Origin of the sequence: Pseudomonas sp. IT-P253 (assembly GCF_949768125.1) — a bacterium.
Taxonomy (GTDB): domain Bacteria; phylum Pseudomonadota; class Gammaproteobacteria; order Pseudomonadales; family Pseudomonadaceae; genus Aquipseudomonas.
In genome coordinates, this window is record NZ_CATKPT010000012.1 from 76702 (window position 1) to 100257 (window position 23556).

Here is a 23556-nt window from a genome sequence, read left to right on the forward strand (position 1 = left end):
TAGGGCCTGCTCGCGAATGGCGCTATTACTGAAGTAACTCGGTATCAAGGACTCTGGACGACTCGCCCAGTACGCTCTCACTGAGCTGAATAAATGCCTTGGTATCGACACTCTCCAAATGCATCGCCCCACGCAGTACATCATCCAGCGACCGCTTGTTGCGCGTCTTCAACCGAATCTCGCGATCCAGTTCTTGTAACAACACCACCGCTTTCGACAGCTGCGCCGGGCTGATCTGCTCGCCGCGCAAGGTCGTGACTTTTTGGCTGTCCTTGGCCAACGTGCGCTGCAAACTTTCATAGCGCTCGTCACTCATGCCACCCGCACGGCGCACCAGTTCGATGGCGTAATACTCGGCAAACCCTTCGCTGATCCAGTCACTGTGCCGTTTGTCATTGATCCGCCCGAATACCTGAGCCAATTCACGCACCAACGCACTGGTGCCCCGTTCGCTGACCAGTGGCAAACGCGTGTTGAGATAGATCGACTCGTGCGCTGCCAGGCTGCCGCGCCACATCGGGTCGTTGGCGCCGACAATCAGCAGTTTGCTGGGATGACGCGCAAACACCGCCTGCACTTGCGGCCAGACGAACGTCAGCAGCGTCAGCACGTCCATACGGCGCATGCCTTGCCCTAGAGGCGAGGCGACCGTGACTTCGGTTTCGCCCAGCCGTGTGCGACGGCTGCCCAGGTGGCCGGCGAGCATCCAGCCGGTGGGCCTGTCGAACAACCGGGAAACGTTATCAATGCGGAATTTGTTCTTGCCGATTCGCGGCCAGGCGGTTTCAACGCTTTTCCAACCGTCGGGCAATTCGAACTCAAGGCGTGAAACCAGCTCGATACCGTCCTGCTGATCGAGCTTTGCTGCGGGCACCAGATCATCGCCGCGCATCAGCGCCCAGGTCGGGGTCATGCGGGTGTCGAAGCTGCCATTCTTGCGGCCATGGCTGATGCGCACACGGTAGGTGAGGCTGGCTTTGTCCGCCGACGGGCGCCAGACACCCCTTACCTGCTGGCCCGGCGCAAGTTGCCATTGGCCATCGGCCTTGAAATCACTGTAGTGGCTGCCATCGCCGAGGTCGAAATCCAGACTGCGCACCGCCGAGCCCTGGGCGAGGGTCAGACGCACTTCAGCCTGATCGCTTTGCGGCAACAGGCGCACGTGATAATCCAGATCGACTTTCTTGGCCGCCCACACTGGCAAACTCAGGCCCAACAGCCCGACAACCAACGCCAGCCGCAATCCCACAGCCATACACACTCCTAGTGTGGCAACGGGAATTAACCCGCTCGAAAAATCAGATGATCTTCCCAATCGTCTTCAGCCACGCTGCCTTCGGCCAGCATGCGCCCGGACTGGGAAATACGTTCGTAGTGCACTGCATCGCGATCACCGCACACCAGATGATGCCAGAGCGGCAGGTCCTTGCCCTCACTGACCAGGCGATAACCGCAGGTGGGCGGCAGCCATTTGAACTGGTCAGCCTTGCCCGGTGTGAGCTGGATGCAGTCCGGCACAAAGTCCCGACGGTTGGGGTAGTCGGTGCACTGGCAGGTTTTCAGGTCCAGCAGTTTGCAGGCGATGCGCGTGTAATAGACGGAGTTGTCGTCTTCATCTTCGAGCTTTTGCAAGCAGCACAGGCCACAACCGTCGCACAGCGACTCCCATTCCTCCTGATCAAGTTGATCGAGGGTTTTGCGTATCCAGAACGGTTCGACTTTGGCGGCCATGGCTCAAGCATCAACATCAGGTGGTGAAAAGGCCGCCAGTCTAGTGCCCGCAGCCTCGTGGGCCAAGCGCTGGCGACTGCCGGTAGAACGGCACTTGTCAGTTCTTGCGCCGCCAAGTAGTTTTGCCAGTCGCACGGAGCCGAACCTGCGTGCCATTAACGCTCAACCGCGTTGCATTCAGGTGAATGGTCACGGCTCTCGAAAAACCTAATCGCCCAGCTCAACTGCGCCCGCAGGTTTCAGACGAACTTCCCTTTCAAACGTAGCAAGGAATCTCTCGATGAGTGCCAATACACGCGTTGCCGACTATGCCATCCACCCTCAGTTCACCGATCGCTGGTCGCCCCGCGCCTTCACCGGCGAAGCCATCCCCCTCGAAACCCTGCTGAGCTTCTTCGAAGCCGCACGCTGGGCGCCATCGGCCTATAACTCGCAGCCTTGGCGGTTTCTCTACGCGCGTCGCGACACGCCGAACTGGGAGCGTTACCTGGGCCTGCTGAACGAATTCAACCGCAGTTGGGCGCAACACGCCTCGGCACTGGTGATCGTGATCTCGAAAACTACTTTTGCCGTACCTGGCGCTACGGAAGAAACCCCGGCCCTGTGGCATACCTTCGACACTGGTTCGGCCTGGGGTCATCTGGCGCTGCAAGCGAGCATCAGCGGCTGGCATACCCATGGCATGGCCGGCTTCGATCAGGAACTGACGCGTAAAGAGCTGAATATTCCCGAGGGCTATGCCCTGCATGCGGCGGTGGCAGTGGGCAAATTGGGCGACAAAGCGACGCTGGCGGATTACCTGCAAGCGCGTGAAGAGCCAAGCCCGCGTCGTCCGCTGAGCGAGTTGGCGGCTGAAGGCGACTTCACCCTCTGATCAACAATACAAAACCAACTGTGGGAGCGAGCTTGCTCGCGATGAGGCCAGCACATTCAACATCAACGTTGACTGTCAGACCGCTATCGCGAGCAAGCTCGCTCCCACAGGTTTTGCACTATTTTCAAGTCAGCGGTGGGTTCAATACCCGCGATCGAAATCCACTTCTCCGCGCAACGCTTCACCCGCTTGATACGCCCGCAGGTTCTCGACAAACAGATTCACCATCATCGATGGCGAAGTCGGCGCCGAGCTGTGCCCCGTCAACAGCAAGCCCCAGGCCGTCCAGAACGGATGGCGTTGCGGCAGCGGCTCCTGACGGCAGACGTCGATCACCGCGCCCGCCAGATGCCCTTCTTTCAAGGCCTCCACCAGGTCCGCATCGACTACCGCCACGCCGCGCCCGACGTTGATGAACAATCCGGTCGGCTTGAACTGCTTGAACAGGGCCGCGTCGTACAGGTCGTGGGTATTCGGGGTGTTGGGCAGCAGATTGACCACGTAATCCACTTCACCGACCAGGCGCGGCAAGTCCGCCAGCGTTGCGACTTCGACAAACGGCGCCTGCTTGCGGGCTTCGCTGGCGATGCCATACAACTCGACGCCAAACGGAACGAGAAATTGCGCTACGGTCTGACCGATGTCACCGGTGCCGACGATCAACACCTTGCGTCCCACCAGGCTCTGGCCATGGCGACTGTCCCACTTGCGCTCAACCTGGCTGACCAGTCGCGCCAGCACTTCGCGCTCGTGACCGAGCATGTAAGTCAGCACGTACTCGGCCATCACCTGGCCAAAAATCCCCACCGCCCGTGTCAGGCGATAGTGCCGTGGCAAGCCGTCGGCCAGCAGCGGCGTGATGCCCGCCCAGGTCGATTGCAGCCATTGTGGCTCGTGGCCCTGACGCAGCAGAGTCGCCAGAAGGTCCGGCTGACCGAGCCAGATCGGGCAATTGGCGGCCTGGCTGGCCAGTTCGGCGGAGTCGCCGCTGGTCAGCACTTCCAGATCAGGTGCTGCCTGACGCAACAGTCGGGCGTACACGGGGTGGTCGTGTTCAGCAATCAGAACGCGCATGGTTCAAACCTTTCAAAAGCAGTGCAGACGCCCGTCGACGGAGTATCGCTCCGTCGCCCTGGCCATCGCCAAAATCATTCCAGTGTTTCATAAAGGCTCTGAATAGAGCCTGTCTGCCGATTACATCGGATCGTTGCGACGCAGCAACTCTTCTGGCAAATGTTCGATGTACTCGTCTTCAGCCGGCGGCATTTGCAGGTGATAGCCCTGCTTCTCGAGGTTTTCCAGGACCACGGTGATGTCCTCGCGCGACAGTTTGCGCTCGGGGGTCAACACCAGGTCGAAGGCGTGGTGAGGTTTGCCGAAGGCGGCCATCAGGCTTTCCGGAACACGCTCCAGTGCATCGCTTTTGAGCACATAGAGGTACATCTCGTTTTTTTTCAGGCTTCGATAGATAGAGCAAATACGTTTCAAGGCTGTTCTCCGGGGGTGGCCAGGCTGTCAAGCAGCGCCTGGCCCATCAACTCGCGGCGCCAGCCACGCAGCGAATCAGGCAATTGGTAAGGACCATTGGGGTAGCCGCTCTTGAGCAGCGCTTCCAGGGTTTTCTTGCGCAGCATCAGCTCTGGCGCAATGTTCAGGCGCTCGGCCTCGGCCTGGCCGATGGCTCGCAGCTGCTTGACCCGCGCGGCGGCGTCCACCGGCAAAGGCTCCGGCACCGCAGATGGCCATTGATCGGGCGACACACTGCCAGAGCGCTTGATCAGATCAAGCAGAAATTCGCCGTCCTGACGCACGGTGCGCGGATGCATGTCTTCGATTTTCGCCAACGCGCCGAGGTTGTCCGGTTGAGTCCGCGCCAGCGGCCACAGCGAATGCTCACGGATAATGCGATTGCGCGGCAGATCCCGCGCGCGGGCTTCGTGCTCACGCCAGGCGCAGAGTTCACGCAGCACCGCGAGTTGAGCGCGAGACAGCTTCCAGGCCAGTTTGGCGTCGCGGTAGACCTCGTACGGATCAACCTCGCGGCGCAGGTTGGCGACGAGTTCAGCGCCGTCTTCCAGGACCCAGGCGTACTTGTCGTCAGAAAGCTTCGGACGAAGCTGTACGAAAACTTCCGCCAGATGCAGGGCATCTTCAGCGGCGTAGCTGATCTGAGTGTCGGAAAGTGGACGCTGCAGCCAGTCGGAGCGGGTCTCGCCCTTGGGCAGGTCGATGCCGAGCACTTCCTGCACCAGCCGCGAATACCCCATCGAAAAACCGAGGTTCAGGTACGCCGCAGCCAATTGGGTATCAAACAACGGCGTCGGCAAACTGCCGGTCAGGCGCAGCAGGACTTCGAGGTCTTCGCTGCACGCGTGGACGACTTTGACCACGGCCGGGTTTTCCAGCAACGCGGACAGCGGCTGCCAGTTATCGATGGTCAGCGGATCAATCAGGTAAGCGCGTACGCCATCGCCGATCTGCAGCAGGCCGGCGATCGGGTAAAAGGTGTCGACCCGCATGAATTCGGTGTCGAGGGCAACGAATGGCAGCTGTTGCCACTCGGCACAAAACTGACCGAGGCTATCGTTGTCGCGAATCCAGTGAATATCGATGGCCACACGGCTCTCCCTTGAAGAATGGCGCGCAGTATATATCGCCCCCGGCGATTTCCGCGCATCCACTGAACAAGAGCTTTAGCGAAATTACGTACCGAACGGCAAGAATTGCCTGACAAGCGGAGACTAGCCGACCTTACGCAGCACGTAGATCCGCGTCCGCGCATAACCCGGAAGGAAATCCTGATGGTTGAGCACGTCGAAACCCGCTTGCTTGAACTCACCTTCTACCTCGGCCTTGCTGACCAGCTGTTGGGCTGGAGCACCCTCTGCGTCTGGTCGCCGGGGCTTGAAACGCGCCTGGACCCGCACTGCCACAATCACCGTATCGCGGCTGACCCGATAGAACTCTTCAAGCATGGCCAACCGATGCTCGGGCGTGGCGATGTGTTGAAACAGATACATGCAAAAAATGCAATCGACCGCGTTCTCGGACAACCCGATGGTGAAGGCTGAACTTTGAAAGGTCTTGATCCGCTTTAACAGGTCCTGCGAATGGTGTGTCTGGGCGTGATTGAGCATGTCCTGAGACGGGTCTGACGCGAGAACCACCCGGTTCGCGTGCTCGGCCAGGACCGGCCAGTAACGCCCGACCCCACAGGCCACATCGAGAATCAGCCCCGGCTCGCCGGCAACCTTGAGCGCGTGGCGCACCATCTGCTCGTCGCGCCAGAACGCCAGGCGCCCGGCCAGGCCACTCGGTTGCGGCTGAAGACAGACGCGAGCGTGCTCCTGGTCGTAGCGCCTGGCGAACTCAAGTTCGATGGCGGAAGGGGGCTGAGCGGACATGTGCGTTTGGCTCTTGGTGGACGATCCGACGGCCGCAGCTTAGCGACCGGTGCATGAGTAAAAGGTCGAAGTATTCACTCTTTGGCCAACACGCCATTGACGACAGCACCGCGACAACCGGCAAACATATCCAGATTCGGGTTGTACACGTTGCTGTTGATCTGCATCAAACCGAGCATCGAGTGGAACAGGTTGTCCTGGCTCAAAGGCTTGTCACGACTCTGTTGCAGGCAACCGGTGTCCACCGAGAACGACTTCTGATAGCTGTCGGAGAACCAGGCCAACATCGCGACTCGCTTCTGTTGTTCCGGCGCCAGCATGTAAGGCGTGCCGTGGAGGTACAAGTTGTACTCGCCCAGGGATTCGCCGTGGTCCGACAGATAAAGCATCGCGGTATCAACCTTGTTCTGGTTGTTGCGCAACAGATCGATCAGGGTCGACAGCACATGGTCGGTGTACACCAGGGTGTTGTCGTAACCGTTGACGATACTGTCGCGACTGCAATTGTTCAGCGCATTACTTTCACACACCGGGGTAAAGCGTTCGTATTCTTTCGGGTAGCGCTTGAAGTACTCCGGACCGTGACTGCCCATTTGGTGCAACACCAACACCGTGTCCTTACTCAGGGTATCGATGAAGTGCTGCAAACCTTGCAGCAGGATTTCATCGCGGCATTCGCTGTTGGCGCACAGTACCGGATCCTTCAGGTCGCTCACGTCATCGAGGGTGACCCGATCGCACGTGCCTTTGCAGCCCGACTGGTTGTCACGCCAGATCACGTCGAGACCGGCGCGCTTGAGCACGTCCAGCAGGCCTTCTTCATTCTTGGCCTTGCTGGCATCGTAATCCTTGCGACCCATGTTGGAGAACATGCACGGCACCGAAACGGCGGTTTCCGTGCCGCAGGAATGCACGTCCGTATAAGCAATCAGGCCGGCTTCTTTACTCAGTTTTGGGGTGGTGTCGCGGTTGTAACCGAGGATGCCGAAGTTTTCGGCCCGGGCACTTTCACCCACGACCAATACCGTCAGGGATTTACGGTCATGGGTCTGCCACGCCGGGTTTCTCTGGGCATCTTCGCCGATTTTGACAAAGGGTTGCCGCGCCGACACCACTTGCTCACGCAGGTAGCCGACCGAGGCACCAATGTAATTGCTCGGCACCACCATCAGTCGCAACTCATGGTGGTTACGAAATAATGAAGACAACCCCTGATAGTTGACCAGCGCGACACCACCTATGACGGCGATCGAGGCAATGCTGACCAACGCCTTGCTCAACAACTCGCGGTACCAGCGGCGATAACCGACCGGGGTTTTCCACAACAGCAAAGAGGGCAAAACACCGAGCAAGAGAATATAAACAACCAGCTTCAAGGACAGTAAATCGCGCACTTCCGTCGCATTGGTTTGCGCGAAGTTGCGTAGCATGCCCGTGTCAATCAGCACACCGTACTGGCTCATGAAATACGCCACCCCGGCGCTGATCATGAAGATCAGCGTCAGGACAGGCTTCATCACACGCCGGAAAGCCAGCAAGGTCAGCACAATGTTGAAAGCGGCCAGGATCATCACCCCGAAGGCCACACGCATGGCCATGCCCTTGGCGTCGGAATCGGTGATCTCAAACAGGTGCTGCCAGAGAACTAAATTGAACCCTGCCAAAAGAAAGGCACTGGCAATCAGTGTGACCCATTCGGGACGCACGGTTTTGAATTTCAACATGGGGATCGACTGTTCCTGAAAAGAGCGCCTTCGGCAAATGTGAAAATTTCATTTTCCGCAGCAGCCAGAAATGTTAAGCCGCCGACCATCAATTTTTTGTGAAAAAGAAGCCAACGATTAGTTGGCTAATGAAATTAGCACAAAATTTTAAACTATTTAACAATGGTTCAGGCCTGATTCAGGTACCAACGCCAATCCTGTTCCCCCACTTCACCCATGAATTGCCGGTATTCCGCCCGTTTCACTGCCAGGTAGACGCCGAGAAATTCACCGCCAAACGCTTCCCGAGCCCAGCTCGAACCTTCCAGCGCCCGCAATGTGGTCAACCAGTCCGTCGGCAGCAGTTCCTTGGCCTGCGCATAACCATTGCCCTCCACCGGCGCGCCGGGGTCGAGTTGTTCACGAATACCGCGATGGATACCGGCCAGGATCGCCGCAGCCGCCAGGTACGGGTTGGCGTCGGCGCCACAAATCCGGTGCTCGATATGCCGGGAGAACGCCGGCCCCCCAGGTACGCGCAAACTCACGGTGCGATTGTCCACGCCCCAGGTGGCCGCCAGCGGCGCGTAGCTGTTGGTCTGGAAACGACGATAGGAGTTGGCGTTCGGACAGAACAACAGCAGCGAATCAAGCAACGTGCCAAGCATCCCGCCAACCGCGTGCCTGAGCAGCGGCGTGCCGTCCGCGGCTTCGCTGGCAAACAGATTGTTGCCCTCCTTGTCCGCCAGACTGACGTGCATGTGCATCCCGGTGCCAGCCAGGTCATCGAACGGTTTGGCCATGAAGCAGGCGGTCATCCCGTGTTTGTGGGCTACGCCCTTGACCAGCCGTTTGTAGCGAACCGCTTCGTCCATCGCCTGCAACGCGTCGGCGCGGTATTCGAGCGTAATTTCCACCTGCCCCGGCGCGTATTCGGAAATCGCGGTGCGCGCCGGAATACCCTGGAGCTTGCAGGCACTGTACAGGTCGGCGAGAAACGGCTCGATCTGCTCAAGTTCGCGCAAACCGTAGACCTGAGTACCCCGCGGACGGCCACCATCGACATCCCGTGCCGGTTGTGGACGGCCATGGCTGTCGCGCTGCTGGTCCAGCAGATAGAACTCCAGTTCCGCCGCCATGACCGGGTAATAACCGTCGGCCTGCAGCCCTTCAATGACCTTCGCCAGCAGGTGTCGTGGATCAGCAATGGTTGCCGGCATGCCCTCCTTTGGGTGCATGCTGACTTGCACCGCCGCCGTCGGAATCAGGCGCCACGGCATCCGCGTCAAACTGCCGCTGATCGGATAAGCCCGGCAATCGATATCTCCGACGTCCCACACCAGCCCGGAATTCTCCACGTCGTCGCCGTTGATGGTCAGGCCGAGAATGGTGCTCGGCAATGGTCGGCCGCTTTCGTATACCGCCAGCAACTCATCGCGGTGCAGCAACTTGCCCCGTGGCACACCGTTGTTGTCGATGATGAATAACTCGAACATCTCGATATCCGGGTTTTGTTCAAGGAAGGTCAGGGCTTCTTGTTTCGTGGCAAACGAGGTCGTGGCATTAATCATGGGAATTCTCGTATTTCCGCGTCAGGCAAACGCGCAGGCGTTGCCGGTCTGATCCTGCGCATAGCGCGGGACCCGTAGGAACAATCAACGGGAAATGCAGGAATCCGGCGGGCGCGCGTGTCGGCAGTGCCACAGCGCCCAAAAGGCTAGTTCGCAGGGAAGTACGACGAGACAACCGTCCATAGTAGAAACCGCAGAGAACAGATGCCCAGCAGCGTCACACGGGCGGTTAAGTCGTTAAATCGCGATTTGAAGAACTTTGGTTGCGGGATGACTAAACAATTGATAACACACCTCGCCTGTAGCAGCTGCCGAGCCTGCGAGGCTGCGTTCGGCTGCGAAGCAGTCGTGATATCAGGCGATGCGGTATCCAGCAGGACCGCGTGCTCAGAATTTACGACTGCTTCGCAGCCGAACGCAGCCTCGCAGGCTCGGCAGCTGCTACGTCGGACATTTATTTAATAGTTAAATACCACTTCAGACTTTCTGATTTGCGGGCTCCCGGCCTCGCGCGCCTAATCGGCTCCTGTTTATTCAAGGTCCGATTGATGGAAAACGTTCGTGCAACTTCCCGCTCCGCGCTCTGGCTAATGCTCGGCATTGCTCTGGTCGCCCTGAACCTGCGCCCCTCCATGGCCGCCGTCGGGCCTTTACTGTCGGCGATTCGCGGCGACATTGCGCTGAGTTTCAGCCTCGCCTCGCTGCTGACCATGCTGCCGGTGATGGCGATGGGGTTGGCGATGTTTTTTGGCCTTAGCGTCAGCCAGCGGCTCGGCGAACAACGCACGGTGGTGCTCTCGTTGTTGATTATTGGCCTGGCCACGTTAGTGCGCCTGTTCCTCGACTCCGCGGCCGAATTGATCCTCAGCGCCGTGCTGGCGGGTGTCGGTATCGCGCTGATCCAGGCGTTGATGCCGGCACTGATCAAGTCGCGTTTCAGCTACAACGTTGCACTGTGCATGGGGCTCTACGTCACATCGATCATGGGCGGTGCGGCCATCGCGGCCTCTGTTGCTCCCGTGGTGATGACCCGCACCGGCAGTTGGCGCGTGGGCCTGGCGGTGTGGGCGGTGCTGGTGCTGGTGGCGTTGCTGTTCTGGCGCGTGCAACGCCCGGCGATGCCGACACGAGAACCCAGTGATTCACGCACTCCATCGTTCTTCGGCAATTCCCGCGCCTGGTTACTCGCAGTCTTCTTCGGTCTGGGTACGGCCTCCTATACCTGTGTGCTGGCCTGGCTGGCGCCGTACTACGTCGAAAATGGCTGGAGTGAGCAAGGCGCCGGGCTGCTGCTGGGCTTCCTGACCGCCATGGAAGTGTTGTCCGGCCTGCTGACGCCCGCCATCGCCAACCGTAGCCGCGACCGACGTCGGGTGCTGGTGGTGTTGCTGATGCTGATCATGGCCGGCTTCTGCGGACTGGTTCTGAGCCCGCACCACTTGGCCCTGCTGTGGCCGTGTCTGCTGGGACTGGGCATCGGCGGACTGTTCCCGATGAGCCTCATCGTGTGCCTGGATCATCTGGACAATCCACGTCGTGCCGGTGGCCTGACTGCGTTCGTGCAAGGCATCGGCTACCTGATCGCCGGCCTTTCGCCGCTGATGGCCGGGATAATCCGCGACCAACTCGGCAGCTTCGAATGGGCGTGGTGGTCACTCATGGGGGTCATGGCGCTGATGATCCTGATGGTCCTGCGCTTCGACCCACGGCATTACGCCCGACACATTCACTGACCCGGGAACCCCCTCATGAAACACGCAGGTTTCGCCATCGCCCACACTGGCATGCTGCTGTGGGCACTGTTGATCGCCGCCTCATTTTCGGCAGCGGCGCAGGTCAGTCAAGCCATCGACCCGATCCTGCTGACCGGATTGCGTCTGCTGTTTTGCTGCGTAGTGTTTTTACCGCTGAGGCTGTTCAACGGCGATACCGCCATGACCGCTCGCGGCTTGCTCGGGCATGCCATGCTCGGTTTGTTGCTCGCGGTGTATTTCGGCTCGCTGTTCGAGGCGTTGCGTTACACCTCGGCGGTCAACACCGGGACGATGTTCACCCTGGTTCCTTTGCTGACGCTGCTTTTCGAAGCCGTTTTGATGCCTGACAGCAGCCTGAAACAACGTGTGCTGCCAATGCTGATGGCCGCCGCCGGGGCAGTGTTGCTGGTACTCAAAGGCACGGAGCCAGACGAGCTGCCATCGCTGTATGCGGTGTCGGTGTATGGCGTCGGTTGCCTGGCGATGGCGCTCTACTCACCGCTGAGTCAGCGACTCAAGGCCCACAGTCTCAAGGGACGCGGGCCAGTGGGCATGACCTTCTGGAACATGCTGTTCGGCGCACTTTTTCTGTTGCTGCTGTGCGGCTTCAGCGGCGGCTGGCGCTCTGCTTCGTTGCTGACTCTGAACGATTTTTTCTGGTTGATCTACCTGGCGCTGTTCGCCACGCTGGCCACGTTCTGGCTCCTGCACCGGGCCATCGGCGTGATCGCCCCTTCCTCGGTCATTTCCTACATTTACCTGAGCACGCTATTCATCACCTTGTTTCATTGGCTCTGGTTGCGCCAGTCGCCATTGCCCCTGGAAGTCCTCGGCGCAACACTGGTAGGGCTCGGCATGCTGGCACTCCTGATGTCCAGCCGCAGAGCCGTTTCAGCCGTCGTTCAAGGCTAAATGCCGACGAAGCATTCTCCTGGCTCGCTCGTTCCGTTAGGATCATTCGCACACGTTGCGCACCGTCAGCGCAAGGAACACGGCGGGACGCAATGGATGCTGAACAGTAACTTGCTAAGAAAGCTCGACATGCAAGACCTCATGGTGTTTGTCGCTGTATACGAGCAAAGCAGCGTCACTGCGGTGTCCGAGGTGCTCTGCGTCAGCCAGTCCACTGTGAGTTACTGCCTGAAAAAGCTGCGCAGCAGTTTCGAGGACGAGCTGTTCATCAATACCCGCGCGGGGATGCGGCCAACGTGCAAAGCCAACGGCATGTACACCCATGTGTTGAAGATCCTCGAAAGCATCAACCTGTGTCATGCCGGCGCCCAGGCGTTCGACCCGAGCGCACAACCGGTCACCTTCAACCTCTGTGCGCCGGAATACTTCGAGCAGTTGATCTTGCCGTGTCTGTTGAAGCGTTTCGATTTCGCCGGCCTGCCAGTGATGATCAACATGCACAAGTTCGACACTGACATCCCCGCCGAGCAATTGCGCGATGGCCGCCTCGACCTGGTGATGTGTTTCGGGCCGAACTTTCATCGCAGCCACGACGATTTAAAATCCCGGAAGCTGCTGGAGGAAGACCTGGTGTGTGTCTTCGATAAACGCGCCACGCCGCTGGAACCGCGCTTAAGCCTGCAAGCCTTTGTCGAACGGCGGCATGTGTTCCCGACCCCCTGGACGTCCACCACCAACATGATCGACGGCTGGCTCGCGCAGCAGGGGCAAAAACGGCAGATCGTCGCGCGCGCCAACAGCTACAGCGCGGCGCTGAAAATGATTATCGGCACCGAGTTCATGGTGACCTTGCCTCGGCGCATTCAGCGATGGCTGGCCGGCGAGGCGACCTTTGATCATTGCGAAGCTCCCCTCGGCTTGCCGGGGTTCACCCTCGACATGCAGTGGCATCAAAGCATCGATCAAGACAGCGCCAACACCTGGCTGCGTGAGCAAATCGTTCAGGCCTGCGCTGAGCAGGAAATGACCTGACCGTCAGTGGCTGATGGCGGTTTTGACGTAAGACTCGCGATCGATGTCGAGGATTTCAACGGCCAGTTGAACCTCAATCTCCGCCGGCCATTCACTCACATCCTGCAGTACCGCCAGCAGGTTTTCGGACAACTGCTTCTTGATCTGCGGCGAGCGACCGCTCAACAGTGCCAGTTTCACATGCACAAAGGCGCGCTCAGCCAGCGCGGTGCCGACCTTGAACGTCTCGACCTTCACCGCGCGGCTCTTGATGTCGAATTCGGCAGCGAACTGACCGGAAGCCATCAGGGCATTGTTAAGCCGGATCAACGCCACTTCGGCATTCAGTTCGGGCAGGTTGGCGGTGTATTCCATGTGCAGGTGGGGCATGACAGGGCTCCTGAAGTGTGGCGCAAAGGTCCTACATATAACACAGCGTCGCCGGACTCACCGGGACAACGGCAACGCGGGACGCTCACTCATAAACGCCTCCAGCCGCGAGCGCAACCAGCGTTCGGCGGGATCGGTGTCGACATGGCTGAGCCAGACCATGGACAGGTCCAGGGTCGGCGTCTTGAACGGGAATGGCTCATGGAACAGCAGACCGGACGCCGCCATCGCCTCGGCCGCGTAGTCCGGCAGACTGGCGATCAGATCGGTTCCCGCCAGCAGGGCCGGCAACGAGCTGTATTGCGGCACGGACAGTACGACTTGGCGCGTACGACCGATCTCCGCCAACCATTCATCGGCGTAACCACTGACGTTGGCGGTGTGGGAAACCAGCACATGGGGGCGTGAGCAATATTCATCGAGGGTCAGCGGTGTGTCGGAGGCATCCGCGCGCAAAATGCTTGGCAAAATATGTCGCAGCAATTTGCGCTTGGCATTGGCCGGAAGACCGCGAGTCTGGCTGATACCGACGGTAATATCACCGGAGGCCAGCAAGTCGGGAATCCGCCAGTAATCGACATGCTGCACCACGAACACGACCTTTGGCGCCTCCTGGCGCAAAGCCCGCAACAGCGGCGGCAACAGGCCAAACTCGACATCGTCGGACAGCCCGATACGAAAGGTCATGGTGCTGCTGGCGGGGTCGAAATCATGGGTCAGGCTCAACGCCACCGACAACGAGTCCAGCGCTGGCGACAGGTGCCGAATGATCTCCTCCGCCCGCGCCGTCGGCTCCATGCGATGCCCCACGCGAATGAACAGCGGATCGTTGAACATCGTGCGCAAGCGGTTAAGCGCCGAGCTGATGGTCGGTTGACCGAGAAACAGTTTCTCCGCCACCCGCGTGACGTTGCGCTCCAGCATCAATGTTTCGAACACCACCATCAGGTTGATGTCGGCCTTGCGCAGTTCATTACGATTCATGCGTGTTCCCCATGCCCAAGACACGCGTCAGTTTAGAAAGGCAGGGAGAAGGCGTCTACTGCGCTGTCAGGCCAGTGCTCAAACTATTCGAAACAAATGCCCGATAGCCAAATAACCCGGGTCCGCTAGGCTTCATTCGACGCGCTAAACAGGCTGCGCATAGATCAATCGCATGGAGCGAGCAGTATGTATTTTGAGATTTACAGGCAATCCAAAGGCACCCCGAGCACGGGGAAAGGGCAATGGCGCTGGCGCTTGAGGGCGGGAAATCACGAGACAATCGCCAGTGGCGAGTCGTACGTGAACAAGGGAGATTGCCTGCACGCCATCGGGCTGATCAAAGGTGTGGAAAGTGAAACGCCGGTGAAGGAAATCTAGGCCTCAAAAGAACCGGCTTTTTTGGATTGAACCCATTGGCCTCTTCGCGAGCAGGCTCGCTCCCACAGGGGATCTCCAGTGACCGCACTTTTTGCGAACAACCGAAATCAACTGTGGGAGCGAGCCTGCTCGCGAAAGGGCCCGAAAGAGCACCATCAAATCCTGGGCAACAGTCCTCTTCAGCTTGGCAACGGATACAACGCATCATCGAACTGCGACAAACGCGGGAACACCATCGGCAGGTCATCGCTCACGTGTTCCAGGCGTTGCCGGTAACCATGCAGGAACGCCTTGCGGGCTTCGTCACTGATGTACGGCACATGCCAGGCCACGAACGGTTCCAGCACGTCGAAGCCGACATAGGCCAGCGTGCCGCGCAGGATCGGTCGCAGCATGTCTTCCAGCGGGCCGTGAATCGCGCCGTCACCGAACATGTGCTCGCGCCCGCCCAGCGTCACCGTAACCAGCGCCTTCTTGCCGCTCAATCCGCCCTGGTCGTAGAAGCGTTTGCCGCCGTAGCAGACACCGGACACCAGCACCCGATCAATCCAGCCCTTGAGCATCGCCGGCGCCGAGAACCAGAAAATCGGGAAATTCAGAATCAACAGGTCGGCCCACAGCAGCTTGTCGAGCTCCTGCCGGATGTCCGGCGCGAGCGACTGGCTCTTCACACCCAAGCGTTGCTCCAGGGCATACACCAGGTACTCCGGGTTTTCCCGCGAAGAAAAGTCATCGGCGCTGGCCACCGGATTCCAGTTCATCGCGTAAAGGTCGCTGACCTGGACTTCATGCCCTTGGGCTTGGAGAGTCGTAACAGCCTGGTCACGCAACGCCGCGGTGAAGGATTGAGGCTCTGGATGGGCGTGGACAATCAGTACTTTCATGGCAATTCCTTAGACGTTTACAAGCTTTGTGTTGGAAGACGGTAACGCGCGCGCGGCCAACAACCGGTCAAGCCAGTCGGGGTCCATTTGCGGTTCGGAAGAAAACAGCAGCCCGGTGTAATCCTGATGTGGCGGCGTGAAAATGGCGCTGCGCGAGCCGTGGTCGACCACCCTGCCCCGCTGCATCACCAATACTTCATCGGCAATCGCCCGCACGGTAGCGACATCGTGGGTGATGAACAGGTAAGCGACGCCCAGTTGTTGCTGAATCCGGTTGAGCAGTTTCAGCACGCCTTCGGCGACCAACTGATCCAGCGCCGAGGTCACTTCGTCGCAAATAATCAGCTGCGGATCGGCTGCCAGTGCCCGAGCAATACACACGCGTTGCTTCTGCCCACCCGACAGCTCGCGGGGCTGACGCTCCATGAAGGTCGCCGGATCGAGCTCGATCATTTCCAGCAACTCAGCCACCCGCGCCCGCATCGCCTTGCCTTTGAGCCCCAGGTAAAAGGTCAGTGGCCGACCGATGATATCGACAATGCGCTGACGCGGGTTCAGCGCGGTGTCAGGGATCTGGTAAATCATCTGGATGCGCCGCAATTGCTCCTTGCTGCGCTGCCGAAAGTCCGCTGGCAGAGCCTCGCCGTCATACAGCACCTGACCCGATGTCGGCGACAGCAACCCGGTGATCAAGCGCGCGGTCGAGCTCTTGCCACTGCCGGACTCACCGATCACGGCCAGGGTCTGGCCTCGATACAGGCTCAACGAGACATCGTGCAGTACAGGCTGATGACCGTAACTGGCGCAGCTCTTGCGCAGTTCCAGCAAGGGTTTTTCCTGTTGCGGGCATGGCTTGGGTTCGGTGCGGAAACTGCGCACCGCCCACAGCGACTTGGTGTAGTCCTCTTGCGGGTCGCCGAGCATTTTGCGGGTCTCGGCCTCCTCCACCAGTTTGCCGTGACGCAGCACCATGATCCGGTCGGCCATTTGCGCCACCACCGCCAGGTCATGACTGATGTAGATCGCCGCGCTGCCGTAAGTCGCCACCGCATCTCGAATGGCCGCCAGCACTTCAATCTGCGTGGTGACGTCGAGGGCGGTGGTGGGTTCGTCGAAGATGATCAGGTCCGGGTGGCAGGCCATGGCCATGGCGGTCATGACCCGCTGCAATTGCCCGCCAGACACCTGATGTGGATAGCGCTGACCAATCTGTTCCGGATTCGGCAGGCGCAGCACCCGATATAACTCCACCGCTTCTGCCATGGCCTGGGCACGGCTCATGCCACCGTTCTTGACCGCCGTTTCCACGTGCTGATCAATCAGCCGATGGGCCGGATTAAACGACGCCGCGGCGCTTTGTGCGACGTAGGCGATCCGTAGACCACGCAGTGTGCGCAGCGCTTCAGGTTTGGCCCGCAGCAGGTCGATGCCGTCGAACTGCACCGAGCCGCCGGTGATCCGGCAACCGTCACGGGTATAGCCCATGGCGGCCAGGCCGAGGGTCGACTTGCCGGCACCCGACTCCCCGATCAGCCCCAATACTTCGCCGCGTTGCAGGGTCAGGTCGATGCTCTTGATCAGCGGGTGCCAGGCGTCTTCGTAATGGCCTTCGATGTGCAGATCGCGGATTTCCAGCAGCGGCTTTTCGTTGTCGATCGCGTTCATGTTCAGCACTCCTTGAGGCCGCTGGATTTATGCAACATCCAGTCGACGACGAAGTTGACGCTGACCGTGATCAACGCCACGGCCAGCGCTGGCAACAGTGGACTGATGTCGCCGAAAGTAATCAGCACCGCGTTGTCACGGACCATGCTGCCCCAATCGGCGGTGGGCGGCTGAATGCCCAGACCGAGGAACGACAGCGCGCTGATGAACAAAAACACGAAGCAGAAACGCAGGCCGAACTCGGCAATCAACGGTGCGGCGGCGTTGGGCAACACTTCGCGGGTCACCAGCCACCACAGGCCTTCACCGCGCAGACGCGCGGCTTCGACGAAGTCCTGCACCACCACGTTCATCGCCACCGCCCGCGACAGGCGAAACACTCGGGTCGCATCCAGTAGTGCGATCACCAACACCAGCGATGTCGCCGTGGTGCCAACCACGCTGAGAATCAGCAAGGCAAAGATCAGTTGCGGGATCGCCATCAAAATATCCACCACCCGCGACAGGCCCTGATCGACCCAGCCGCCCTTGATCGCCGCGATCAATCCGCTCAAGCCGCCGAGCAAGAACGCCAGCACTGTGGTCAGGAAGGCAATGCCGAGGGTGTTGCGCGCGCCGTAGACCAGGCGGCTGAACATGTCCCGGCCGAGGTTGTCGGTGCCCAGCAGAAACTCGCCACTCCACGGCGCGAAGCCGTCGCCCACCACTTGCGTTTCGCCGTACGGCGCCAGCACCGGAGCGAACAGCGCTACCAGGATGTACAGGATGATGACCAATATTCCGAACTTGGCACTCAGCGGCGCCCGGAGCAATTGTTTGAGCAGGCTCATGTTCTACCCCTTCGGATGCATCAGGCGTGGGTTGCTGGCGATGGACAGCACATCGGCCGTGGTGTTGAGCAGAATGTAGGTCGCCGCGAAAATCAGGCTGCAGGCCTGGACCACCGGGATGTCGCGCTTGGCCACCGAGTCCACCAGCAATTGGCCAAGGCCCGGATAGACAAACACCACCTCGACCACCACCACGCCGACCACCAGGTAAGCGAGGTTCAGCGCCACCACGTTGACGATGGGTGCCAGTGCGTTGGGCAACGCGTGACGGAAGATGATGCGCGACTGGCTGATGCCCTTGAGCCGGGCCATTTCGATGTAGGGGCTGGCCAGCAGATTGATCAAGGACGCGCGGGTCATGCGCATCATCTGCGCGATGACCACCAGGCTCAATGTCGCGACCGGCAGCACCGAGCGTTCCAGCACGGTGCCCAAGGATGCGTCTGGCGCGAGGTTGGAAATGCTCGGGAACCAGTTGAGTTTCACCGCGAACACCAGGATCAGAATGTAGGCGACAAAGAACTCCGGAAACGACACCGCGCTCAGCGCCGTCGTGTTGAGCAAGCGGTCGAACCAGCTATTGCGATACAGCGCCGCGAGCATGCCCAGCAACAAGGCGAGCGGAACGGAAACCAGCGCTGCCAACGCCGCCAGACTGAAGGTGTTACCCAGACGCGAGGCGACCAGCTCGGCGATGGGCCGCTGATTGGCCAGCGAGACACCGAGATCACCTTGCAGCAGGTGCCAGATCCAGTGCCCGAAGCGGGTTAGCGGTGGCAGGTCCAGGCCCAGTTGAGCACGGAATGCCGCGACGGTTTCCGGGGTGGCGGATTGGCCGAGCATGGCCTGGGCGATATCACCCGGGAGCATGCCGACGGCCAGGAAGATAATCACCGATACCGCGAAGAGCGATAACAAACCAAGTGCCAGGCGCTGCAAGAGCAACTTGAAAATACTATTCACTGCACAGTTCCTTGTTGTAGCAAACAGGCATTTACGCGGTTACGCGACCTGTAGCAGCTGGCGAAGCCTGCGTTCGGCGGCGTAGCCGTCGTAAATCCTGTTTGCTCGATTAACCTGAAACACCGCGTGCTCTGACCTTACGGCGGCTACGCCGCCGAACGCAGGCTTCGCCAGCTGCTACAACAAGCAATCACGCTTGCCACCAGCGTTCGATGACGCGCAGGCCGTCCAATTCGCCATAAGGCGCAGTCTGGCCGCCGTGAGCGACCCGGTTCGACCGCGCGGCCACCGAGCTGGCAAACAACGGCACAATCGCCCCGCCGTCGTCCCGACACAGCGACTGCATTTCGTTGTACATTTCGCGGCGCAGCGGGTCGTTCATCTCGCCTCGGGCGGCGTTGAGCAACTGGTTGAAACGCGGATTGTCCCAATGGGTTTCGTTCCACGCCGCGCCTTTGGCGTAACCGATGCTGAACATCCGGTCGGCTGTCAGGCTGCTGTACCAGAAGGAAGTGGTGAACGGCTGCTTCATCCAGACATTGGAGAAGAAGCCGTCGGCCGGCTCGCGGACCACATCGATATCGATCCCGGCCTGACGGGCCTGCTCCTTGAACAGCACCGACGCATCCACCGCGCCGGCGTAGGCCGCATCGGAGGCTTGCAGGCGGACCTTGAGCGAATCGACACCGGCCTGGCGCAGGTAAAAACGCGCTTTGTCCGGGTCGTACGTGCGCTGCTCCAGCGCCGTGTTGATGAAGCGGCTGCCAGGCTGGATCGGATGGTCGTTGCCCACCAGGCCGTAGCCATGCAGCACCGAGGCCAGCAGGGTTTCGCGATTGATCGCGTGCTTCATCGCCAGGCGGATGTTGCTGTTCTGGAACTGCTGGCTGTCGCACAACATCGGGAAGGTGTAGTGCTGCGCGCCTTTGGTTTCTTCGATCACCAGGTTCGGGTTGCGTTTGAGTAAGGCCACGGTTTTCAGGTCGACCTTGTTGATGACATCGACCTGCCCGGTGACCAACGCATTGATCCGTGCGGCGCCGTCGGAAATGGCAATCAACTCGGCACTGGCGAAATGCGCCCGGCCCGGTTTCCAGTAATCGGGGCTGCGTTCCAGGGCCATGCGCACACCTGGATCGAACGCCTTGAGGCGATAGCCGCCGGTGCCCACACCGCTTTGCCAGTCGGGGACTCCGTCCTTGCTGGGCATGATCACCAAATGGTAATCGGCGACCACGAAAGAGAAGTCGGCGTTGCCCGAACGCAGCTCGAACACCACGCTGTCAGTGCCTTGGGCACTGACCTTGGCGACATCGCCCAACACGGTCTTGGCGGCTGACGTGGATTTTTCGCCGAGGTGATGCTGGATCGACGCAACCACGTCATCAGCGGTCAGGGTTTTGCCATTGTGAAAGGTCACGCCCTGACGCAGTTTGAAGGTCCAGATGCGCGCGTCGGGGGTCGACGTCCAGCTCTCGGCCAGTTCCGGAATCGCGGTGCCGTCCACGGCAATTTCGGTCAGGGTGTTATAGACCGCCGAGAAGCCGACGAAGGTGAACGTGTCGCTCCAGGAACCGGGGTCTTTTGAGTCGGTGGTGCTGCCGCCCGCCAGACCCAGGCGCAACACGCCACCTGGCTTGGGCGTCGCGTCCTCGGCGAAGGCGCCAAACGGCAGCCCCATGGAGAATGCCCCCGCCACCGTGGCGGCAGCGGCGCTGTATTTCAAAAAGTCCCGACGCGGAAAACTGAATTCATGGTTCGCTTGAGTAATTTTGTTGTTGTTATCGCTCATTGCACTGCCCCTGATCAAAAGCCACGAAAGTAATGAATTACCGGTTCAAAACCACGCAAGACACCGGGCCAGGGCCCGGTGCGAAGATCGTTTACCTCATCAAGGCTCACACCTGAATCGCCTTCACTTCGACGAACTCGTTAAGCCCTTCTTCCCCCCATTCCCGGCCATTGCCCGATTGTTTGTAACCACCGAACGGCGCTTGATAGTTGAACGCGGCGCCATTGAGGAAACATTGCCCCGCCCGCAGCTGACGGCCCAGTTGCAAGGCGCGATCAGTGCTGCCGGCCCAGACACCGCTGGACAACCCGAACGGCGAATCGTTGGCCATCTCAATGGCCTGCGCTTCGTCGGCGTAAGGAATCAGGCACAACACCGGACCAAAGATTTCTTCCTGAGCGATGCGCATCCGGTTATCGACATCCGCGAACACGGTTGGACGGACGTAGAAACCACGCTCGAACTCCTGCGCTGTCTCACCGCCACACACCAAACGTGCGCCTTCCTGCTGGCCGGCCTGAATGTAGTCACGCACGGTGCGACGTTGCGCCGCCGAACACATCGGTCCGAGGAAACTTTGCGGGTCCAGCGGGTCACCCATGCGCAGGCTTCGGGTTTCGGCGATGGCCAGTTCCACGGCTTCGGCGTAACGGCTGGCGGGTAGCAACATGCGAGTCAACGCGGTGCAGGTCTGACCGGAGTTGATCATCACGTCCTGCACGCCGTAACGCACGGCAGCCGCCAGATCCGCATCTTCGGCAATCAGCAGCGGCGACTTGCCGCCCAGTTCCAGGCACACCCGTTTCACCGAAGGCGCCGCCGCTTGCGCCACGCGCACACCGGCGCCGGTGGAACCGGTGAACGACACCATGTCCACGTCCGGGTGTTTGGCCAATGCTTCGCCAACCTTTGAACCTGGCCCGCTGACCAGGTTGAAAACCCCAGCCGGCAAGTCGATGGCTTCGATCATCCGGGCCAGCCAAAAGGCGTGCAACGGGGTTTCCTGACTCGGCTTGACCACCACGGTGCAACCGGCGGCCAGCGCCGGAGCGAGCTTGCCGATCAATTGATGCAGCGGGTAATTCCACGGATTGATGAAGGCGCAAACACCCACCGCCTCACGAATCACCAACGAATTGCCCACCTCGCGCACTTCGTCCATCAGGCCCGCGAGCTCGACGTATTGCTCGAGCCCCACAATGGGCCCGTCCACCTGAACCGAACGGCACCATTGCACCGGCATCCCCAGCTCAGCGGTGATCACCGCGGCCATCTCATCGGCACCCGCGCGCAATTGCTCGGCGAGGGCACGGATGTAGCCGGCGCGCACGCTCGAGGGCGTGCGCGACCAAGGACCAAACGCCCGGCGGGCGGCCGCCACGGCCCGGTCTACATCGCGCTCATCACCCAGTGGCACCGAACCGGCGACGCCTTCGGTGGCCGGGTTAATCACCTCGGCGATGCCCTGTCCGGACGGGGTTTGCCAGCGACCATCAATAAACAGCATTTTGTAGTTATGCATACACCCGATCCTCCATCAGCTCACGGGCACAACGGGCGATGCGCTGGCAGGCGTCACGCAACGGTTCTGCCCCCACCACCAACCCCAGACGAATATGCCCGGCGGCACTCGGACCGAACGCTTCCCCGGCCAGCACCGACACGCCATGGTGGTCGAGCAAGCGGTCGGCGAACGCGTGGGCGCTGAGTCCGGTTTCGCGGATATCGACCATCACGAACATCCCGCCATCGGGTTTCAAGGCACGTACGCCGGGGCAGTCGGCCAGGCTTTCACAGACCAGATCGCGGCGCTGACGGTAGGCCTCACGCATGGCTTCCAGTTCCGGCAAGTGGCTTTCCAGGGCGACGACAGCGGCGTCCTGAATGAAATCCGGCGAGCCGTACAGCATGCACAGCGCGAGGTTTTCCAGGTGCGTCGACAGGGAGGTCGGTGCCACCACCCAGCCGACGCGCCAGCCGGTCATGGCGTGGGATTTCGACAGGCTGTTGAGCGTGGCGGTGCGCTCAGCCATGCCCGGCAAGCTGGCCGGGCTGACGTGTTCACCGTCAAACAACAACTCGCTGTAGACCTCATCGGAAATCAGCCACAGGTCGTGGGCGATGCACAGTTCGGCCAGCGCCGCCCAGGTGCTTCGCGGCAGACTGGCGCCTGACGGGTTGTGTGGGCTGTTCAGCGCCAGCGCACGAGTGCGCGGCGTGATGCGAGCCGCGACGTCTTCGGGCAGGACCCGAAAACCGTTTTCGGAGCGCACCGGCACCGGAATCACCACCGCGCCACACGCACCGAACACCGCTTCGTAAGTGACGTACATCGGCTCGGCGACCAGTACTTCATCGCCGGGGTTGAGCACGCATTGGGCGACGCAGAACAACGCGCACTGCGCTCCGGCGAGCACGGTGACCTGGTCGGCCGAGACCTGCTGGCCGCTGCGTTGCTGGTGACGCTTGGCGATACTTTCACGCAAGGCGCGCTTGCCGCGCACCTCGGCGTAGTGAGTGTTGCCGGTCAACAGACTGTCGATGGCCGCCTGCACGATGGGCACCGGGGTGTCGAAGTCCGGGTCGCCCACCGACAACAGCAGAATGTCTTCGCCCTGTTCCTGCAGCGCCAGCGCACGGTAATGAATCCCCCAGGCGGCGGCGCCGTCACCGGCGATACGTTGAGTCAGATCGGAAAAGCGCATGGCGA

At 60.3% G+C, this 23556-nt stretch carries 22 protein-coding genes; 5 read left to right on the top strand and 17 right to left on the bottom strand.

The features are described from left to right. Nucleotides 1-25: 25 nt before the first annotated feature. Both ACM6IR_RS08885 and ACM6IR_RS08890 read right to left on the bottom strand, forming a co-directional pair. The gene (locus tag ACM6IR_RS08885) at nt 26-1255 is read right to left on the bottom strand and encodes a hypothetical protein (protein ID WP_414907369.1); all 1230 of its coding nucleotides are present in this window, start codon (nt 1253-1255) and stop codon (nt 26-28) included. A gap of 26 nt (nt 1256-1281) precedes the next feature. Then, nucleotides 1282-1731 carry a YcgN family cysteine cluster protein gene (locus ACM6IR_RS08890; protein ID WP_414907370.1) on the bottom strand — a complete coding sequence of 150 codons (450 nt, stop codon included), beginning with the start codon at nt 1729-1731 and terminating at the stop codon, nt 1282-1284. A 280-nt stretch (nt 1732-2011) separates the two neighbouring features. On the opposite strand from ACM6IR_RS08890, the gene ACM6IR_RS08895 reads away from it, so the two are divergent. Further along, on the top strand, nt 2012-2605 hold the full coding sequence (locus tag ACM6IR_RS08895; RefSeq protein WP_414907371.1) for a nitroreductase family protein: 594 nt from the start codon (nt 2012-2014) through the stop codon (nt 2603-2605). Nucleotides 2606-2746: 141 nt separating this feature from the next. On the opposite strand, the gene ACM6IR_RS08900 is transcribed toward ACM6IR_RS08895, so the two are convergent. From ACM6IR_RS08900 to ACM6IR_RS08925, 6 genes are all read right to left on the bottom strand, one after another. Then, a complete protein-coding gene (locus ACM6IR_RS08900; RefSeq protein ID WP_414907372.1) occupies nt 2747-3679 on the bottom strand; it encodes a D-2-hydroxyacid dehydrogenase in 933 nt (310 codons plus the stop codon). A gap of 120 nt (nt 3680-3799) precedes the next feature. After that, nucleotides 3800-4093 (bottom strand): YcgL domain-containing protein, encoded by a 294-nt coding sequence (locus ACM6IR_RS08905; RefSeq protein WP_007898694.1) that lies wholly within the window; start codon nt 4091-4093, stop codon nt 3800-3802. Then, on the bottom strand, nt 4090-5223 hold the full coding sequence (rnd, locus tag ACM6IR_RS08910; protein WP_414907373.1) for a ribonuclease D: 1134 nt from the start codon (nt 5221-5223) through the stop codon (nt 4090-4092). The genes ACM6IR_RS08905 and rnd overlap by 4 nt, the downstream gene beginning before the upstream one ends. A gap of 123 nt (nt 5224-5346) precedes the next feature. Next, nucleotides 5347-6009 (bottom strand): class I SAM-dependent methyltransferase, encoded by a 663-nt coding sequence (locus ACM6IR_RS08915; protein ID WP_414907374.1) that lies wholly within the window; start codon nt 6007-6009, stop codon nt 5347-5349. Nucleotides 6010-6083: 74 nt separating this feature from the next. Then, nucleotides 6084-7733 (bottom strand): phosphoethanolamine transferase, encoded by a 1650-nt coding sequence (locus ACM6IR_RS08920; protein ID WP_414907375.1) that lies wholly within the window; start codon nt 7731-7733, stop codon nt 6084-6086. Between the two features lie 167 nt (nt 7734-7900). Next, nucleotides 7901-9283: a glutamine synthetase family protein gene (locus tag ACM6IR_RS08925; RefSeq protein WP_414907376.1), complete on the bottom strand. Its 1383-nt coding sequence runs from the start codon at nt 9281-9283 to the stop codon at nt 7901-7903. A 548-nt stretch (nt 9284-9831) separates the two neighbouring features. On the opposite strand from ACM6IR_RS08925, the gene ACM6IR_RS08930 reads away from it, so the two are divergent. From ACM6IR_RS08930 to ACM6IR_RS08940, 3 genes are all read left to right on the top strand, one after another. Further along, nucleotides 9832-11016, top strand: a complete 1185-nt coding sequence (locus ACM6IR_RS08930) for a cyanate transporter (protein ID WP_414907377.1) — start codon at nt 9832-9834, stop codon at nt 11014-11016. A 15-nt stretch (nt 11017-11031) separates the two neighbouring features. Beyond that, nucleotides 11032-11949 (top strand): DMT family transporter, encoded by a 918-nt coding sequence (locus tag ACM6IR_RS08935; protein ID WP_414907378.1) that lies wholly within the window; start codon nt 11032-11034, stop codon nt 11947-11949. Nucleotides 11950-12045: 96 nt separating this feature from the next. Beyond that, a complete protein-coding gene (locus ACM6IR_RS08940) occupies nt 12046-12981 on the top strand; it encodes a LysR family transcriptional regulator (RefSeq protein ID WP_414907379.1) in 936 nt (311 codons plus the stop codon). 3 nt (nt 12982-12984) lie between these two features. Here the strand turns inward: ACM6IR_RS08940 and ACM6IR_RS08945 are convergent, their stop codons facing one another. Further along, the gene (locus ACM6IR_RS08945) at nt 12985-13350 is read right to left on the bottom strand and encodes a 5-carboxymethyl-2-hydroxymuconate Delta-isomerase (RefSeq protein ID WP_414907380.1); all 366 of its coding nucleotides are present in this window, start codon (nt 13348-13350) and stop codon (nt 12985-12987) included. Nucleotides 13351-13407: 57 nt separating this feature from the next. Continuing rightward, nucleotides 13408-14334, bottom strand: a complete 927-nt coding sequence (locus ACM6IR_RS08950) for a LysR substrate-binding domain-containing protein (RefSeq protein ID WP_414907381.1) — start codon at nt 14332-14334, stop codon at nt 13408-13410. 186 nt (nt 14335-14520) lie between these two features. Here ACM6IR_RS08950 and ACM6IR_RS08955 point away from each other — a divergent pair, with 186 nt between their 5' ends. Continuing rightward, a complete protein-coding gene (locus ACM6IR_RS08955; protein WP_201119215.1) occupies nt 14521-14712 on the top strand; it encodes a YegP family protein in 192 nt (63 codons plus the stop codon). Nucleotides 14713-14891: 179 nt separating this feature from the next. Here the strand turns inward: ACM6IR_RS08955 and ACM6IR_RS08960 are convergent, their stop codons facing one another. From ACM6IR_RS08960 to ACM6IR_RS08990, 7 genes are all read right to left on the bottom strand, one after another. Next, on the bottom strand, nt 14892-15596 hold the full coding sequence (locus ACM6IR_RS08960; RefSeq protein ID WP_414907382.1) for an NAD(P)H-dependent oxidoreductase: 705 nt from the start codon (nt 15594-15596) through the stop codon (nt 14892-14894). A 9-nt stretch (nt 15597-15605) separates the two neighbouring features. Continuing rightward, nucleotides 15606-17261 (bottom strand): ABC transporter ATP-binding protein, encoded by a 1656-nt coding sequence (locus ACM6IR_RS08965; protein ID WP_414907383.1) that lies wholly within the window; start codon nt 17259-17261, stop codon nt 15606-15608. A gap of 2 nt (nt 17262-17263) precedes the next feature. Beyond that, entirely contained in the window at nt 17264-18091 is an 828-nt protein-coding gene (locus tag ACM6IR_RS08970) for an ABC transporter permease (RefSeq protein ID WP_414907384.1), read from the bottom strand. Between the two features lie 3 nt (nt 18092-18094). Beyond that, nucleotides 18095-19054 carry an ABC transporter permease gene (locus ACM6IR_RS08975; protein WP_414907385.1) on the bottom strand — a complete coding sequence of 320 codons (960 nt, stop codon included), beginning with the start codon at nt 19052-19054 and terminating at the stop codon, nt 18095-18097. Between the two features lie 190 nt (nt 19055-19244). After that, the gene (locus ACM6IR_RS08980; RefSeq protein ID WP_414907386.1) at nt 19245-20846 is read right to left on the bottom strand and encodes an ABC transporter substrate-binding protein; all 1602 of its coding nucleotides are present in this window, start codon (nt 20844-20846) and stop codon (nt 19245-19247) included. A 106-nt stretch (nt 20847-20952) separates the two neighbouring features. Then, a complete protein-coding gene (locus ACM6IR_RS08985) occupies nt 20953-22368 on the bottom strand; it encodes an aldehyde dehydrogenase family protein (protein ID WP_414907387.1) in 1416 nt (471 codons plus the stop codon). Continuing rightward, nucleotides 22361-23551, bottom strand: coding sequence for a pyridoxal phosphate-dependent aminotransferase (locus ACM6IR_RS08990; RefSeq protein WP_414907388.1), 1191 nt, complete (start codon nt 23549-23551; stop codon nt 22361-22363). Before ACM6IR_RS08990 ends, ACM6IR_RS08985 begins: the two co-directional genes overlap by 8 nt. Between the last annotated feature and the right edge of the window lie 5 nt (nt 23552-23556).